Origin of the sequence: Pandoraea capi (assembly GCF_902459735.1) — a bacterium.
GTDB lineage: Bacteria > Pseudomonadota > Gammaproteobacteria > Burkholderiales > Burkholderiaceae > Pandoraea > Pandoraea capi.
This window is the reverse complement of sequence record NZ_CABPRV010000005.1, coordinates 282,088-299,243: the sequence shown is the minus strand read 5'-3', so window position 1 is coordinate 299,243 and position 17,156 is coordinate 282,088. Positions and strand designations below refer to the sequence as shown.

At 60.6% G+C, this 17,156-nt stretch carries 11 protein-coding genes; 4 read left to right on the top strand and 7 right to left on the bottom strand.

The genetic code is table 11. The features are described 5' to 3' along the window. Window positions 1–102 precede the first annotated feature (102 nt). From lpdA to aceE, 4 genes are all read right to left on the bottom strand, one after another. Window positions 103–1,881: a dihydrolipoyl dehydrogenase gene (gene lpdA, locus PCA20602_RS13200; protein ID WP_150721597.1), complete on the bottom strand. Its 1,779-nt coding sequence runs from the start codon at window positions 1,879–1,881 to the stop codon at window positions 103–105. A 20-nt stretch (window positions 1,882–1,901) separates the two neighbouring features. Further along, window positions 1,902–2,483: an Ntn hydrolase family protein gene (locus PCA20602_RS13195; protein WP_047907736.1), complete on the bottom strand. Its 582-nt coding sequence runs from the start codon at window positions 2,481–2,483 to the stop codon at window positions 1,902–1,904. Between the two features lie 79 nt (window positions 2,484–2,562). Continuing rightward, window positions 2,563–4,239: a dihydrolipoyllysine-residue acetyltransferase gene (gene aceF / locus PCA20602_RS13190; protein WP_150721596.1), complete on the bottom strand. Its 1,677-nt coding sequence runs from the start codon at window positions 4,237–4,239 to the stop codon at window positions 2,563–2,565. A gap of 95 nt (window positions 4,240–4,334) precedes the next feature. Continuing rightward, complete coding sequence (aceE, locus tag PCA20602_RS13185; RefSeq protein WP_150721595.1) at window positions 4,335–7,022, bottom strand: pyruvate dehydrogenase (acetyl-transferring), homodimeric type; 2,688 nt, start codon at window positions 7,020–7,022, stop codon at window positions 4,335–4,337. A gap of 343 nt (window positions 7,023–7,365) precedes the next feature. Between aceE and PCA20602_RS13180 the strand changes: the two genes are divergently transcribed. From PCA20602_RS13180 to PCA20602_RS13165, 4 genes are all read left to right on the top strand, one after another. Beyond that, window positions 7,366–9,849 (top strand): PAS domain-containing sensor histidine kinase, encoded by a 2,484-nt coding sequence (locus PCA20602_RS13180; RefSeq protein ID WP_224786829.1) that lies wholly within the window; start codon window positions 7,366–7,368, stop codon window positions 9,847–9,849. Beyond that, window positions 9,846–10,514 (top strand): response regulator transcription factor, encoded by a 669-nt coding sequence (locus PCA20602_RS13175; protein WP_069345158.1) that lies wholly within the window; start codon window positions 9,846–9,848, stop codon window positions 10,512–10,514. Before PCA20602_RS13180 ends, PCA20602_RS13175 begins: the two co-directional genes overlap by 4 nt. Before the next feature lie 280 nt (window positions 10,515–10,794). After that, window positions 10,795–11,646, top strand: a complete 852-nt coding sequence (gene folD / locus PCA20602_RS13170; RefSeq protein ID WP_150721594.1) for a bifunctional methylenetetrahydrofolate dehydrogenase/methenyltetrahydrofolate cyclohydrolase FolD — start codon at window positions 10,795–10,797, stop codon at window positions 11,644–11,646. Window positions 11,647–11,988: 342 nt separating this feature from the next. Continuing rightward, complete coding sequence (locus PCA20602_RS13165) at window positions 11,989–14,067, top strand: M3 family metallopeptidase (RefSeq protein ID WP_150721593.1); 2,079 nt, start codon at window positions 11,989–11,991, stop codon at window positions 14,065–14,067. A gap of 227 nt (window positions 14,068–14,294) precedes the next feature. On the opposite strand, the gene PCA20602_RS13160 is transcribed toward PCA20602_RS13165, so the two are convergent. The 3 genes from PCA20602_RS13160 to PCA20602_RS13150 form a co-directional block, all read right to left on the bottom strand. Further along, window positions 14,295–14,927 (bottom strand): DUF4189 domain-containing protein, encoded by a 633-nt coding sequence (locus PCA20602_RS13160; protein WP_150721592.1) that lies wholly within the window; start codon window positions 14,925–14,927, stop codon window positions 14,295–14,297. Between the two features lie 300 nt (window positions 14,928–15,227). Next, entirely contained in the window at window positions 15,228–15,764 is a 537-nt protein-coding gene (locus PCA20602_RS13155; protein ID WP_069345154.1) for a phosphoribosyltransferase, read from the bottom strand. Window positions 15,765–15,791: 27 nt separating this feature from the next. Next, window positions 15,792–17,132, bottom strand: coding sequence for an adenylosuccinate synthase (locus PCA20602_RS13150; protein WP_069345153.1), 1,341 nt, complete (start codon window positions 17,130–17,132; stop codon window positions 15,792–15,794). Window positions 17,133–17,156: the final 24 nt, after the last annotated feature.

Here is a 17,156-nt window from a genome sequence, read left to right as displayed (position 1 = left end):
CCCGCGCTTGCGAGGAGAACTATGTGGCATGGACGCGTTTCACCGTCCCGCAATCGCCCGTCACTGCATGAGCGGGCGATGCGTTCTGGCATTCACGCCAAATTACTTCTTGCGCGGCGGCGGAACGTCGGTGCAGACACCTTCATAGATCTCGGCGGCCATACCGACCGACTCAGCCAACGTCGGGTGCGGGTGAATCGTCTTGCCGATATCGACCGCATCTGCGCCCATCTCGACTGCCAGGCACAGTTCGCCGATCAGATCGCCCGCATGCGTGCCGACGATGGCGCCACCCACGATGCGATGCGTCTCTTCGTCGAACAGCACCTTGGTGAAGCCTTCGTCACGACCGTTGGCAATGGCGCGGCCCGACGCTGCCCACGGGAACACGGCCTTGCCATACTTCACGCCTTCGGCCTTCAACTGGTCTTCGGTCTTGCCAGCCCAAGCCACTTCCGGATCGGTGTATGCCACCGACGGGATCTGGATCGCGTCGAAGTAGGCCTTCTCACCTGCGGCCGCCTCAGCGGCAACGTGCGCTTCGTGCACGGCCTTGTGCGCAAGCATCGGCTGACCGACGATATCGCCGATCGCGAAGATGTTCGACACGTTGGTACGCATCTGCTTGTCCACCGAGATGAACCCGCGATCGCCGACCACCACGCCTGCCTTCTCCGCACTGATCTTCTTACCGTTCGGGCTACGGCCCACGGCAACCAGCACGAGATCGTAGCGCTGCGGTTCGGCCGGCGCCGCTTCACCTTCGAACTTCACGTAGATACCATCGGCCTTCGCCTCGGCACCCACGGTCTTGGTCTTGAGCATGACGCGACCAAAGCGCTTCGCGTTCATCTTCTCCCAGACCTTGACCAGATCGCGGTCGGCACCTTGCATCAGACCGTCGAGCATTTCCACGACGTCGATCTCGGAGCCCAATGCGCTATAGACCGTCGCCATTTCCAGACCGATGATGCCACCACCGATGACGAGCATCTTCTTCGGCAACTGACGCAATTCCAACGCGCCAGTCGAATCGACGATGCGCGGATCTTCCGGCAGGAACGGCAGCTTCACGGCTTGCGAACCCGCGGCGATGATCGCCTGAGCGAATTTCACCACGCGCTTGGCCCCGTCCTTGTCGACCACTTCGACGTGGTTGGCATCGAGGAATGCACCGACACCATGGACGACCTCGACCTTGCGCATCTTGGCCATTCCGGCCAGACCACCGGTCAGCTTGCCGACAACGCTTTCCTTGTAAGCACGCAGTTTATCGAGATCGACTTCCGGCTTCGCGAACGAGATGCCGTGATGGCCGAGCGACTGCGCTTCTTCAAGCACCGCCGCCGTATGCAGCAACGCCTTCGACGGAATACAGCCGACGTTCAGACACACGCCGCCGAGCGTTGCGTAACGCTCAACCAGCACCGTCTTTCGGCCCAGGTCAGCACTGCGGAACGCTGCGGAGTAACCGCCGGGGCCTGCGCCCAGCACAAGCACTTCACACTCGATATCGGCGCCGCCGGTATGCTGTGCGGCGACCGGTGCCGGGGCACTCGCTGCAGCGGGGGCGGCTGCCGGCGCAGCCGGAGCAGGCGCGGCGGCCGGTGCGGCTGCAGGAGCCGCCGGCTTGGCCGCTGCTGCGTCTTCGGCTTCGACGATGGCAATCAGCGTACCTTCGCTGGCCTTGTCGCCCACCTTGATCTTGACTTCCTTGACCGTGCCCGCCACTTCGGACGGCACTTCCATGGAAGCCTTGTCGGATTCCAGCGTAATGAGCGACGCATCCTTGGCGATCTTGTCGCCGGGCTTGATCATCACTTCGATGACATCCACGCCCTCTGCGCCGATATCCGGCACCTTGACTTCAATGAGACTCATGCGGGGTCTCCCTGTCGCATTTATGACTTGATGGTGGTATCGATCGGAAACGCATGCACCTGAAACGGGCCAGCCGAACTCTTATCGAATTCTGCGCCCGCCTTGACGCCCGCCTCGGCGATGGCACGTGCGCTCAGATCCTGGTCGTAGAGGGCATACATGGCGCCGAGCGCGAAATTACGCCCCGACCCGATGCCCCAGAACCGATCGAAAACAAACACTTCCCGGTAGGAATAGACCCCGTAGATTCCGGTCGGATTCGCGATCACGCTGGTGATCTGCGACGACTCGTACGGGTCGTCTTCCTCTTCCTTCGTGTTGAGGAAATACTCTTCCTTGAGCTTCTGGTGGACGCGGCAGAACGTGCGAAAGACTTCGTCGCGGGAATGCAGACGACATTCGTCCGCCATGCCGGAGAGAATAGCGCGCATGACCGGAAAGTGCGCTGTCGTGCCGGCCAGACCGACATACGAATCGCCCACAAGAAAGACCTTGCGGTTCTCTTCGTACGATTGCGAAAGCCGCGTATCGCCGAACGTGACGAGCGAATCGGCGGCAATGGCGATCTCACCTGCCTTCTTGACGACTACCACGGTGGTCATGTTGCCCTCCCCGTCCAGAATCCTGAAGCGTGCGCGAGGGCCGCTGGCGCATTGATACGCTACCGGCGGCCCGTGCCCATTACAGCATCGCGCGACGGAAGTCCGCCAACAGTTGACCCAGGTAGGCGTTGAAGCGAGCGGCTTCCGCGCCATCGATCACACGGTGATCGTAGGACAGCGACAGCGGCAACGTCAGCTGCGGCAGGAACTGTTGCTTACCTTCGTCCCACACCGGCTTCTGGTACGAACGCGACAGACCCAGAATCGCCACTTCCGGCGCATTGATGATCGGCGTGAACGTCGTACCGCCGATACCGCCGAGCGATGAAATCGAGAAGCAACCACCTTGCATCTGATCCGGCTTCAGCTTGCCCTCGCGAGCGAGCTTCGCCAGTTCCGACGTTTCGCGAGCGATCTCGAAGACACCCTTCTTGTCTGCGTCGCGAACGACCGGCACCACGAGGCCATTCGGCGTATCGGCTGCGAAACCAATGTGGAAATACTGCTTGAAGACCAGATTGTCGCCGTCGAGGCTGGCGTTGAACGTCGGGAACTTCTTCAAAGCCAGCACGCAAGCCTTGATCACGAACGCAAGCATCGTCACCTTGATGCCGGCCTTCTCGTTTTCCTTGTTCAATTGCACGCGGAACGCTTCGAGCTCGCCGATATCCGCTTCGTCGTTGTTCGTGACGTGCGGGATCATCACCCAGTTACGATGCAGGTTCGCGCCGGAGATCTTCTTGATGCGCGAGAGCGCCTTCGGTTCGACCGGACCGTACTTCGAGAAGTCGACCTTCGGCCACGGCAGCAGATTCAGCTCGCCACCACCTGCCGGCGCAGCGCCGCCAGCCGTCGGGCGATTACCTGCGAGCGCGCTCTTGACGAAATTACGCACGTCTTCGACCACCACGCGGCCCTTGGGACCGGTGCCCTTCACTTGCGTGACATCCACACCAAGTTCGCGGGCAAACTTGCGCACGGAGGGGCTTGCGTGGCTGATAGGCTGACTACCCGAGGCGGCAGGTGCTGCAGCGACCGGCGCAGGCGCCGGAGTTGCGGCGGGTGCCGGTGCGGACGCCTGCGCTGCCGGCGCGGGCGCAGCAGCAGGTGCGGCTGCCTTCGCCGATGCAGCAGGTGCCGCCGCTGCGGCGCCTTCGAGCACCAGAATCAGCGAGCCTTCGGAGACCTTGTCGCCGACGTTCACCTTCAATTCCTTCACAACGCCAGCGGCCGGGCTCGGCACATCCATCGACGCCTTGTCCGACTCCAGCGTCACCAGCGATTGCTCGGCCGTCACGGTGTCGCCCACCTTGACCAGCACTTCGATCACGGGCACATCGTCGTAGCCACCGATATCCGGCACCTTCACGTCGATCTTGCTCGTGCCACCGGTCGCCTGCGGCGCCGCCGGCGCGGCAGCCGGTGCAGGCGCTGCGGCAGGTGCTGCCGGTGCGGCTTGCGGTGCAGCAGCAGGCGCAGGTGCTGCGGCACCATTGGTTTGCGCGCCCGAGCCGTTCGCCGTCTCGAGCGTCAGAATGACGGAACCTTCGGATACTTCGTCGCCAACCTTCAGGCTAAGCGCCTTGATGACGCCGGCGGCCGGGCTCGGCACATCCATGGTGGCCTTGTCCGACTCCAGCGTGATCAGGGCCTGCTCGGCGTCGATCTTGTCGCCCGCCTTCACCAGCACTTCGATTACGGGCAAGTCCTTGAAGTCACCGATATCGGGGACTTTCACTTCGATCACTTGACTCATTTTCCACAGTCTCCTCGAGGCTGCGCTTGACATGCAGCATGCGCCCGCCTGCCGCTGGGGGGCGGCCGACAGGCGCTCGCTGCATGCAGCGGCCTTTAGACGGTCATCGGGTTGGGTTTATTCGGATCCAGGTTGTACTTGGCGATGGCTTCGGCAACCTTGCTTGCCGGTAGCGTGCCTTCGTCGGCCAGTGCCTTGAGCGCCGCAACCGTGACCCAGTTACGATCCACCTCGAAGAAGTGACGCAGCTTTTCACGCGTATCCGAGCGACCATAACCGTCGGTACCCAGGACCACATAGCGGCCGCGGACGAACGGACGAATCTGATCTGCGTAGGTACGGATGTAGTCGGTCGATGCAATGACCGGACCACGCGTTTCATTGAGGCACTTCTCAACGTGCGACAGGCGCGCCGTCTCGGTCGGGTGCAGCAGGTTGTGACGCGTGACGTCGTTGCCTTCGCGGGCCAGTTCCGTGAAGCTCGGACAGCTCCACAGGTCCGACTCGACGCCCCAATCGTTCTTGAGCATTTCAGCGGCGGCAATCACTTCGTTGAAGATCGTGCCCGAACCCAGCAGCTGCACGCGCGGTGCCTTGCTGTTGTCCGTACCACGACGGAAGGCGTACATACCCTTCAGGATGTCCTGCTCCACGCCTTCCGGCATGGCCGGGTGTGCGTAGTTCTCGTTCATCACCGTCAGGTAGTAATACACGTCTTCCTGATCCTGCACCATGCGACGCAGGCCGTCCTGAACGATCACAGCGAGTTCATACGCGAACGTCGGATCGTAGGGCAGGCAATTCGGGATCGACGATGCCCACAGCAGCGAGTGACCGTCTTCGTGCTGAAGACCTTCGCCGTTCAGCGTCGTACGACCGGCCGTGCCGCCCACGAGGAAACCACGAGCGCGCATGTCGCCAGCAGCCCACGCCAGATCGCCGATACGCTGGAAGCCGAACATCGAGTAGAAGATATAGAACGGGATCATCGTCTCGCCGTGCGTCGAGTACGACGTCGCAGCTGCGATCCAGTCGCACATACCGCCAGCTTCATTGATGCCTTCCTGCAGAATCTGACCGTTTTCAGATTCCTTGTAGAACATCAGTTGATCCTGATCCTGCGGGATGTAGCGCTGACCGACCTGGCTCCAGATACCGATCTGGCGGAACAGACCTTCCATACCGAAGGTGCGCGACTCGTCCGGCACGATCGGCACAATGCGCTGACCCAGCGCCTTGTCCTTGAGCAGCACGTTGAGAATACGCACGAATGCCATCGTCGTCGAAATCTCACGGCCTTCGGCGGTCGCCTTGAGCAGTGCATCGAACGCGTTCAGTGCCGGCACCGGCAGCGAGGCAGCCTTGGTACGGCGCTGCGGCAGATAGCCGCCGAGTTCCATACGGCGAGCGCGCATGTACTCCAGTTCCTTCGAACCATCCTCGAACTTGAGGTACGGCACGTCGGCAATCTGATCGTCCGAAATCGGCAGCTTGAACTGGTCGCGGAACTTCTTGAGCGACTCCACCGGCATCTTTTTCTGCTGGTGGGTGATGTTCATGGCCTGACCGGCTTCACCCATGCCATAGCCCTTGATGGTCTTGGCCAGAATGACGGTCGGCTGACCCTTGTGGGTCGTCGCAGCCTGATACGCGGCGTAGATCTTGTGCGGATCGTGACCACCACGGTTCAGCGCCCAGATGTCCTCATCCGACCAGTCGGCCACCATGGCCTTCAATGCCGGCGTATTGAAGAAATGCTCGCGAACGAAAGCGCCGTCCTTGGACTTGTACGTCTGATATTCGCCGTCCACGCATTCCATCATGCGCTTCATGAGCAAGCCCTGCTTGTCGCGGGCCAGCAGCGAATCCCAGCGGCTACCCCAGATCACCTTGATCACGTTCCAGCCGGCACCACGGAATTCGGATTCGAGTTCCTGAATGATCTTGCCGTTACCGCGCACCGGACCGTCCAGGCGCTGCAGGTTGCAGTTGATCACGAACACGAGGTTGTCGAGTTGCTCGCGACCGGCCATGCCGATAGCGCCCAGCGATTCCGGCTCATCCGTCTCACCGTCGCCGAGGAACGCCCAGACCTTGCGGCCTTCGGTCTTCACGATGGAGCGCGACTCGAGGTACTTCATGAAGCGCGCCTGGTAGATCGCCATGATCGGACCCAGCCCCATCGACACCGTCGGGAATTGCCAGAAGTCCGGCATCAGCCACGGGTGCGGATACGACGACAGACCGCCGCCGTCCACTTCCTGACGGAAGTTCTCGAGCTGGGTCATTTCGAGACGGCCCAGCAGGAACGCGCGGCTGTACACGCCCGGCGACGAGTGACCCTGGACGAACACCAGGTCACCACCGTGCTTGTCGGACGGCGCATGCCAGAAGTGGTTGAAACCAACGTCGTAAAGCGTTGCGGCCGAGGCGAACGAGGCGATATGGCCGCCGACGTTCGTGTCCTTACCGGCACGCAGCACCATCGCGATCGCATTCCAGCGGGTGTACGAGCGAATCGTGTGCTCGACGTCCTGATCGCCCGGAATACGGGCTTGCTGGTCGACGGGGATGGTGTTGATGTAGGGGGTGTTTGCCGAGAACGGGTGATGCTCACCGTTGATGCGAGCGAACTCGATCAGCTTCTCGAGCAGGTAGTGCGCGCGCTCCGGGCCTTCGGCAGCCAGCACGCCTTCGAGCGAGGCCAGCCATTCTTGCGTTTCTTGGGGATCGGCGTCCGCAGGGGATACGATCTTCAGGGCTTCTTCAGGTACGGCGGACATGGTGTCTCCTTGTCTGTCGTTAGCGGGTTGGCATTAATGGTCGTAACCCGCTTCATGGACGGGCCTACCGGCATTTTTACCGGGGCATTGTACGAAGGATATTCCCGCCTTCGCAAGCGAAATTTCAGATTACGATAGCAATTTTCATAATGCGGAATTCTGCTGCAGTGCACATAAAATCAAAGGGTTGCCGGCCCCATCAGATCACGAATATCGAGCGTACCGATCGGTCTTGAGAGGACTTTGAGCGGCATTCTTACCGAAAAGATCGGACACTTCCGAAAAGCAGCGCTCGACCGACTATGACAGCGGGAAACGGGCTGGCCTGCGCTACAATCTCGCCATGCTTTCGCCACGCCTCGCAAACTCCTCCCCGCCGTCCCGGTCCGCTGCTACGCCAGCCCGCTCCAACCGTTGGTTGCAGGGGTTTGCGGAGTCGCATTACTACTTGCTGGTGCCGCTCGTCTCCATTGTGATCTTCCTCGTGGTGATGAGCTTGATCCTGTGGAGTCTGAACCGCCGGGAAACGGAGCAGCAGCAGGACACCCTGTATCGGAACGTCGCATGGGCGCAGCAGCAGATCCGTCTTAACATGCTGGCCATCCAGGACCAGATCAGTTCCCTTGCGCGCGACACGGCTGCCAAACCTCAGGATGTCGCGCACTTCCAGAACACGGCTAGCGAGTTGATGCAGAATCATGCGGATATCGTCTTCATGAACTGGCTCGACGCGTCGCAGCGACCGAAATGGGCCGTCCCCGCCGACTCCCCGTTCGCCTCGCGCCTGCAAGGCTCGGCGCAACACCCGATGGAGGACGAACTCCTCGTGGCGTTTCGCGCGGCGCGCGACTCCCGACGCTCCGCCTATTCCACCCTGATCTACGACGCCTCCGGGGCGAGCTACATCGTCGTGCAGGTGCCGGTATTACGGGAACGAGAGTTTCTCGGCACCATCAGCGCGGTCTATTCGGTCGAAGGACTACTGATCCACGAACTACCGCAGGAACTGGGCGACAAGTTCAAGGTGTCGTTCATCGACACGCATAACAACGAGCTCGCCACGACCTCCACCCGACCGCCGTTGCCTCGCGACGTCTCCTACGAACTGCTGCTCGATCCGCCGGGACATAGTCTCGCGGTGCGGATCTACTCGTATCCAGCCGTCGGTAACTTCGTCAACAACACGCTGGTATGGCTGATCGCGGGGCTGTCCTGCTTCGTGCTGTGGAGCCTCTGGAGCCTGTGGCGGCACACTCGCCAGCGATTCGAGGCACAGCAGGCGCTGTTCAATGAGACGTCTTTCCGACGAGCGATGGAGAACTCCATCGTGATCGGGATGCGAGTGCTCGACCTTCAGGGTCACATCACCTACGTGAACCCGGCGTTTTGCCGCATGACGGGCTGGGACGAGCCCGATCTCATGAATCGTGCACCGCCCTATCCGTACTGGCCCAAAGACGATATCCACGAAATGCAACGCCGCATCGATATGACGCTGCGTGGCAAAGCGCCGTCTCATGGCTTTGAAATTCGGGTGCAGCGCAAGGACGGTACGATTTTCTACGCGCGCATGTTCGTCTCGCCGCTCGTGGATGCTCACGGTCGCCAGACCGGCTGGATGTCCTCGCTCACGGACATCAGCGAACCCAAGCGGGCGCGCGAAGAACTCGCCGCCGCCCACGAACGATTCACAACGGTGCTGGAAAGCCTTGATGCCTCGGTGTCGGTGCTCGCCGTCGACAAGGCCGAACTGCTCTTTGCAAACCGCTATTACCGGCAATTGTTCGGCACTCGCCCGGAGGGCCATCTCGAATTGTCCGGCGGCGGCGAACTGTCACCGACATCGCTCGACCACATCGACATGGTCGACGCGTTTGCCGGACTGCCCGCAGCGTCGCTGACCGATACGGCCGCAGAAACGCAGGAAATCTACCTGCCCACGCATCAGAAATGGTTCGAAGTCCGACGACAATACATCCAATGGGTCGACGGACACCTCGCGCAGTTGCAGGTGGCGACGGACATTACAGCGCGACGCCACGCGGAAGAACTGGCCCGACAGGAAGAAGAACGCCTGCAATTTACGGGACGTTTGACGACGATGGGCGAAATGGCCTCCTCGCTCGCACACGAGCTGAACCAGCCGCTTGCCGCCATCAACAATTACTGCATGGGCACCGCCGCACTGGTGCGCGCGGGCCGCACGTCGCCAGAAACCTTACTGCCTGCGCTCGAAAAAACGTCTCAGCAAGCCGTGCGGGCTGGCATGATCATCAAGCGGATTCGCGCATTCGTGAAGCGTAGCGAACCGAAACGTCAACCGTCATCGATCTATGAGATCGTGGCAGATGCCGTGGGCCTCGCCGAGATCGAGGCGCGCAAGCGCCGCATTCGCATCGTCACCGAGCTTCCGGCAGGACTGCCACAGATCAACGTCGACCCGGTGCTGATCGAACAGGTCCTGATGAACCTGCTCAAGAACGCGGCGGAGGCCATGCACGGCTATACGCCGCCGCCCGGTCAGCGACGCGATCCGACCGTGCGCCTGCACGTGGAAAGACGAGACAAATCCGTCGAATTCCAGGTATCCGATCACGGGCCCGGCGTCGACGAAGCGACTATCGAACGACTGTTTGAACCGTTCTTTAGTACTAAGTCGGACGGCATGGGCATGGGCCTGAATATTTGCCGTTCGATCATCGAATCGCATCACGGCCGTCTGTGGGTAGAAAACAATGAAATCGACGGCGTGCGGAATGGTTGTACTTTTTGTATTCTGTTACCGTTAGAAAGCGATACGACATCCGGATCCGGGGGAGGACTATGACGACACCCAATATCAATACCGATCAAGAAACCGTCTTTGTCGTCGATGACGACGAGGCTGTCCGCGACTCGCTTCGCTGGCTTCTCGAAGCCAATGGGTATCACGTGCGAGGCTTTGGCAGTGCTGACGATTTTCTTCAGTTCTGCGGCGACGTGACCCAGAGCAATCGCCCCAACAACCTCGTGGGCTGTCTGATCCTCGATGTCCGCATGCCGGGCATGAGTGGTCTTGAGCTCCAGGACGCGTTGATCGAGCGAAACATCAACCTTCCGATCATCTTCGTGACAGGGCATGGCGACGTGCCGATGGCCGTCGAGACGATGAAAAAGGGCGCGATGGATTTCATCGAAAAGCCGTTCGACGAAGCCGAACTTCGTTTGCAAGTCGAAAAGATGCTGTCGAAGGCCCGCCAGGAAGCCAGCAGCCATCGGGAACAGCAAGCGGCAGAGGAACTGCTGAGAAAGCTCACCAGCCGCGAGCATCAGGTGCTGGAACGCATTATTGCCGGCCGTCTGAACAAGCAGATCGCCGACGATCTCGGTATCAGCATCAAAACGGTCGAAGCGCATCGCGCCAACATCATGGAAAAGCTGAACGTCAACACCGTTGCCGATCTGCTTCGTCTCGCGCTGTCGAAGCGTTCGAGCGGCTCACCCCGCCCCTGAGTCAGTCGCAGTCTTGACTGCCGTTGCATGAACGGCGCCGCGCTCATTCGTTGACCGGCGTCTGATTTGGCAGCACCGACGGGCGCATCAGCCGCCCGTCGCTCCCTTCCGCGCTTCCACGTGCTTGCCGCGCTTGTCCTGCCGGGACGGCCGACAGCCCTCTCCCGCCTGCCCCATCGCGCCGCTATAATACGGTCTTTGCTCATGTCACCCACGTGACTGGCGCTGCTCCATCCGGCCTGCGGGCCTGCCCCCATCCTTCATACGACATCCACGCATCATGACTGCCACCCTCATCGACGGCAACGCCCTCGCCAAACGCATTCGCGCCGAAGTCGCCACGCGCGCCGCCGCCCTCACTGCCCGTGGCCACCAGCCAGGCCTCGCCGTGGTCCTCGTTGGTGAGGATCCTGCCAGTCAGGTCTATGTGCGCAACAAGGTCAAGGCATGCGAAGACAATGGCCTGTATTCGTCGCTCGATCGCTACCCGGCAGACCTGACGGAAAGCGCCCTGCTCGCGCGTATCGATGAATTGAACCGCGATCCGAAGATCAACGGCATTCTCGTGCAACTGCCGCTGCCCAAGCACATCGACAGCCACAAGGTGCTCGAAGCCATTGCACCGGAAAAAGACGTCGATGGCTTCCACGTGTCGAACGCTGGCGCGCTGATGACCGGCGCACCGCTCTTCCGCCCGTGCACGCCTTATGGCTGCATGAAGATGCTTGAATCGGTGGAATTCCCGCTGCGTGGCGCGGTCGCCGTCGTGATTGGCGCATCGAACATCGTGGGCAAGCCGATGGCCATGATGCTGCTTCAGGCAGGTGCGACCGTCACGATTTGCAACAGCAAGACTCGCGATCTGGCCGCACACACCCGCAACGCCGACGTGATCGTGGCTGCCGTGGGCAAGCGCAACATCGTCACCGCAGACATGGTCAAACCGGGTGCTGCGGTCATCGACGTGGGCATGAATCGTGACGACGAAGGTAAATTGTGCGGCGACGTCGACTTCCAGGGCGTCAAGGAAGTGGCAGGCTTTATCACGCCGGTTCCCGGCGGCGTTGGCCCCATGACCATCACCATGCTGCTGGTCAATACGATCGAAGCCGCAGAGCGCGCGCTGGGCTGATCATCGATCACCGGCACGATATCGCTGCATGGCAGGGCGCGCACGACCGAGCGGTCGTGTGCGCCCTTTTCATTGGGGCTCAAAACGGTCCACAGGTTTTGACGACGAAATATCCGGCAATTGCATCGGAACATCCCGAAAAACACGCCTGCGGCGAGTGACAAATTGCGCGCCCACCTCAACGCCTTTTGTATCTGCTTTGCCGAAAATCCATACAAAACAAGGTTTGGCAGCGTTTTCCCGCCGATTGTCACCAATCGCTTCGGTTGAAAAAAACGACTGGAAAATTCGACAGGTTGCCCCCACACTCTTCGTAAGCCCCTTCAAGTGGATAACGAACGCATGAATACGCCGCAAACCAATCCTCTTCTCGATATCGAAGGACTTCCGCGTTTTGCCGAAATCCGCCCGGAACACGTCACGCCTGCCGTTGACGTGCTGCTCGAGCAGGCACGCGCAGCGGTGGACCGGGCAGCAGATCCCACTACGCCGGCGACCTGGGCCAATATTCTCGACGCCGTGGAAGACGGCACCGAAGGTCTGGGCCGCGCGTGGGAGATCGTCGGACACCTTAACGCCGTGGCCGACACGCCTGAGCTGCGCGCGGCTTATAGCGAGAATCTGCCCCGCGTGACAGAGTTTTCGGCAAGCGTTGGCCAGAACCTCGCGCTGTTTGATAAGTACAAGGCGATCGCCGCTGGGACGGAGTTTGCCGGGCTCTCGTCCGCGCGCAAGAAAATCCTCGACAACGAGATGCGCGGCTTCCGGTTGGGTGGCGCAGAACTCCCCGAGGACCAGAAACCACGATTTGCCGAGATTCAGGAAGCGCAAGCCGATCTGGCCAAGCGTTTTTCCGACCACGTGCTCGACGCCACCAACAAGTTTTCTCTCGTCATCACCGATGAGCAGGAAATTGCCGGCCTGCCAGACGACGACAAGGCTGCCGCACGTGCGGCTGCGGAGCGCGATGGCGTTGAAGGATGGAAATTCACGCTGCATTTCCCATCGTATTTCCCGGTCCTTCAGTACGCAGACAATCGCGCTCTGCGGGAAAAGCTCTATCTCGCGAACGTGACTCGTGCCTCAGAGCTCGGCCCCAAGTTTGGTGAGGGCGACGCGGGTTGGGACAATACCGGTATCGTCGTCGAGCAGTTGGCGCTGCGTCGAGAAGAGGCGCAAATGCTCGGCTTCAAGAATTACGCCGAGGTATCGCTCGAACCGAAGATGGCCGAATCGCCGGCACAAGTCCTTGAGTTCCTCGAAGATCTCGCACGCCGCGCGCGTCCCTATGCCGAACAGGATTGGGAAGCGCTTCAGGCTTTTGCCGCCAAGGCGCTCGGCATCGACAAACTGCAACCTTGGGACACCGCTTACGCGTCGGAGAAACTGCGTCAGGAGCGTTACGCCTTCTCGGAAACGGAAGTTCGCCAATACTTCCCCCTGCCCAAAGTACTGGACGGTCTGTTCCGTGTCGCCGGCACTTTGTTCGGCGTCACGATCCGCCCGCAAGACGCCGAAACCTGGCACCCGGACGTGCGCTTCTTCCGCATCGAACGCGATGGGGAACTGGTCGCGCAGTTCTACATGGACCTGTTCGCTCGCGAAGGCAAACGCGGCGGCGCATGGATGGACAGCGCCCGTACGCGCAAGCGCCTGCATGATGGCTCGCTGCAAACGCCTGTCGCCTATCTCGTCTGCAATTTCCCGGCACCGGTTGGTGACAAGCCTGCATTACTGCCGCACGACGACGTCATCACGCTGTTCCACGAATTCGGCCACGGCCTGCATCACATGCTGACGCAGGTCGAAGATGCCGGTGTCGCAGGCATCAACGGTGTCGAATGGGATGCGGTGGAGTTGCCGTCGCAGTTCATGGAGAACTTCTGCTGGGAATGGGATGTGCTCGAACACATGACGGCACATGTCGAAACCGGCGCTCCGTTGCCTCGCGAGCTGTTCGACAAGATGATCGCGGCACGCAATTTCCAGAGCGGATTGATGATGCTGCGTCAGATCGTCTTCTCCGACTTCGATATGCACCTGCACTATGACTTCGATCCGCGCGGCAAGGAGTCTGTGCTCGAGGTTGCACGCCGCATCAACGATCGTTTGCATGTGACGCCACAGGCAGAGTTTTCGCGTTGGCCGAACACGTTCAGCCATATCTTCGCCGGCGGTTATGCGGCAGGGTATTACAGCTACAAGTGGGCAGAAGTACTGTCCGCAGATGCTTACTCGGCGTTCGAAGAAGCAGCCAAAGTCAGTGGATCGGTACTGGATACCGCGACCGGTGCGCGCTACCGCGATGAGATTCTTGCTGTGGGCGGAAGCCGGGAGGCCATGGAGTCGTTCGTTGCCTTCCGCGGCCGCGCTCCGCAAGTGGATGCGCTGCTTCGCCATAGCGGTATGTCGGCAAGCTGACACTCGGCGAGCGTATCGATGAAAAACGGGCGTCTGACGAAAGTCGACGCCCGTTTTGCGTTCCGCACATGAGGAGAGCAAGCAGCTTCGTACAGGGTTGTGCTTTTCACTCACGCACGAAGCTCACACAGACGCCTTACCACCGCCCAGTCAGCACACTTGTGTCTACGATCGTGTCGCCGCCAGTTTGCTGCAAGCGCCACACTCCCTTACCGTGCACGCTGCCCTTAGCTATCGTCGTCACATCCGTTGGGGCGCCAGACGTAGCTATGCGTTTCCTTATCCAGGCATCTGGCCGCCTGAAATCGAACGGTACAGCCGTTCTCGTACGTCCGGGTGCATTCGCCGTTAATACATTGAGTCTGCATTCGCACCACCTGCCCCGTCGGGATCCGGCATTGCGTCGGCGCCGCCTGTACCGCTTTGGGCGGCGGTAAACGCCGTCCCGCACGTTGCCCGCTATCGAACCAGACCTGAGCGCTCTCCATGGCGCATTGCCCTCCCCGCTGGCAGACCACGAACGCATCCTGCGCGGCGGATTCTTGCGTGTCACCCAACGCGACCCCCACCTCACCGTTGCTGGCACGCACGACAGCCCAATAGGCCGGGCCGTTCCCTGCCATCAGTACGTCGCAACGCCCGCCCCTGCTTCCCGGCGCCAATTGCGTCCGGCACCGATCCAGTGCCGCCACCTTGGCTTTGGCCATCGACGTCTGGTTGGTCACATAGACATAGCGCAATCCATTCGCCGTGCGAAGCCCAGCCACGGCAGAGGCCGCGTATGCCGACACGCTGGTCAAAGGGGTCGCACCGGCAATGCCTGCGGCGCAAAGCAAGAAGAGGCGAAACAACCTGTTCATGACGAAACAGTCGGCCCAGAGTCAGCCATCAACGGAAGCAATAGCGCATCAGACCATACGACAAGCCCGAATGAAGCCGCAAACTAAAGGGGTTTTGCCCGCTTAATAGGCTGCCGATGGGGGTATCAGTCCCGCGCAGCGTGTTTTCGGCGGGGTCACCGCACACGGTCCAACGCGCGAACAATCCGTGGGCCAAATACAAAACAGGCGGTGCATCTTTCGATATCACCGCCTGTCATGACCGGAGAGACCCGATCAGGCATACCGGTATTCCGGCAAGCCCAGGTACCTCAGAACCTGTTAGGTCCCACGTTTGATCCACGCCGACAGGTTATGCGGGCGAAGCGTGTCGTACTCTTCGAACGGCTGGTGAATCCACGGATTCGTCGGCAGGAAATCGACCGCGTAGTCCGGCGCCACCTTCGAGCACGCCTTGTGCCACAGCACCGCCGAACGCACGTCCGTCACCTTCGGGAAACGCTCCTTTAGGTGCTTGCCAACGCGCTCAAGCGTCACGCCGGAATCGACCAGATCGTCGACCAGCAGCACACGGCCCTCAAGCTCGCCGCGCGTGATGGTGATGTACTGAGCGATGTCGAGGTCACCACGAATGGTGCCTTCGGCTTCCCGATACGAACTCGTTGCCAGAATGGCGAGCGGCACGTCGTAGATGCGCGCGAGCTGATCGCCCACGCGCAAGCCACCACGGGCCAGACACAGGATCTTGTCGAACTTCCAGTTGGACTCATAGACCTTGAGCGCCAAGCGCTCGACCAGTCGATGGTATTCGTCCCACGAGACCCAGAGGTTCTTATCGTCGTTTTGGGGCTGATTCATGGTGTGTCTTGCCAGTCCTGCTGTTTTTCAGTTCTTGAAGGGGTGGCGCAAAAGGATCGTTTCGTCACGATCCGGACCCGTCGACACCATATCGATCGGAATACCGCTCACTTCCTCGATACGCTTCAGATAGTTCTGCGCCTGAACCGGCAGTTGATCCCAAGACGTCACGCCCACAGTGCTCTGCGACCAGCCCGGGAAGTCCTCGTACACCGGCTCGCAGCGAGCCACGTCGACCGCACCGCGCGGCAGGATATCCACCGACTTGCCGTCGATCTTGTAGCCCACGCACAGACGCACCGTTTCCAGACCGTCCAGCACGTCGAGCTTCGTCATGCACAGACCCGTCACACCGTTGATCTGGATCGAGCGCTTGAGTGCTGCGGCATCCATCCAGCCCGTGCGGCGCGGACGACCCGTGACCGAACCGAACTCCTTGCCGACCGTTGCCAGTTGCAAACCGATGGCTTCCTGACGAGCGGCGTTATCCGCATCGTACAGTTCGCTCGGGAACGGACCAGCGCCAACGCGCGTGCAATAAGCCTTCGTGATGCCCAGCACATAGTGAAGCTGCTGCGGGCCCACACCGGCACCTGCCGAAGCCGCACCAGCAACGCAGTTGCTGCTCGTCACGAACGGATAGGTGCCGTGATCGATGTCGAGCAACGTGCCTTGGGCACCTTCGAACAGCAGTTTGCCGCCAGCGCGGTTGACGGCGTAAAGCTCTTGAGAAACGTCAGCGATCATCGGACGCAGGCGTTCGGCGTAGCTCAACATCTTATCCAGCGTTTCCTGGAAGTCTACAGCCGGCGCGCCCAGATACTGGGTCAGAACAAAGTTGTGGTAATCGAGGTTTTCGCGCAGACGTTCAGCGAACGTCTTCGGATCGAACAGATCCTGCACGCGCAGCGCACGGCGACCGACCTTGTCTTCGTAGGCCGGGCCGATGCCACGACCGGTCGTGCCGATCTTGCTCGCGCCGCGACGGGCTTCGCGCGCCTGGTCGATGGCAACGTGATACGGGAGGATCAGCGTGCAGGCCTCGGAAATGCGCAGACGGCCACAAACGTTAAGGCCGGCGCTTTCGAGCTCTTCGATTTCCTTGAACAGCGCTTCGGGCGACAGCACGACACCGTTACCGATGTAGCACGTGACGTCCTTGTGCATGATGCCCGACGGAATCAGACGCAGGATGGTCTTCTTACCGCCGATGATGAGCGTATGTCCGGCATTGTGGCCCCCTTGGAAACGCACCACGCCTTGCGCGTGATCGGTCAGCCAGTCGACGACCTTACCCTTACCTTCGTCGCCCCATTGGGTTCCGATAACGACGACGTTGCGTCCCTGATTCAAAGCATTGCCGGACATAACAATAGTTGGTTTGGTTAAAAA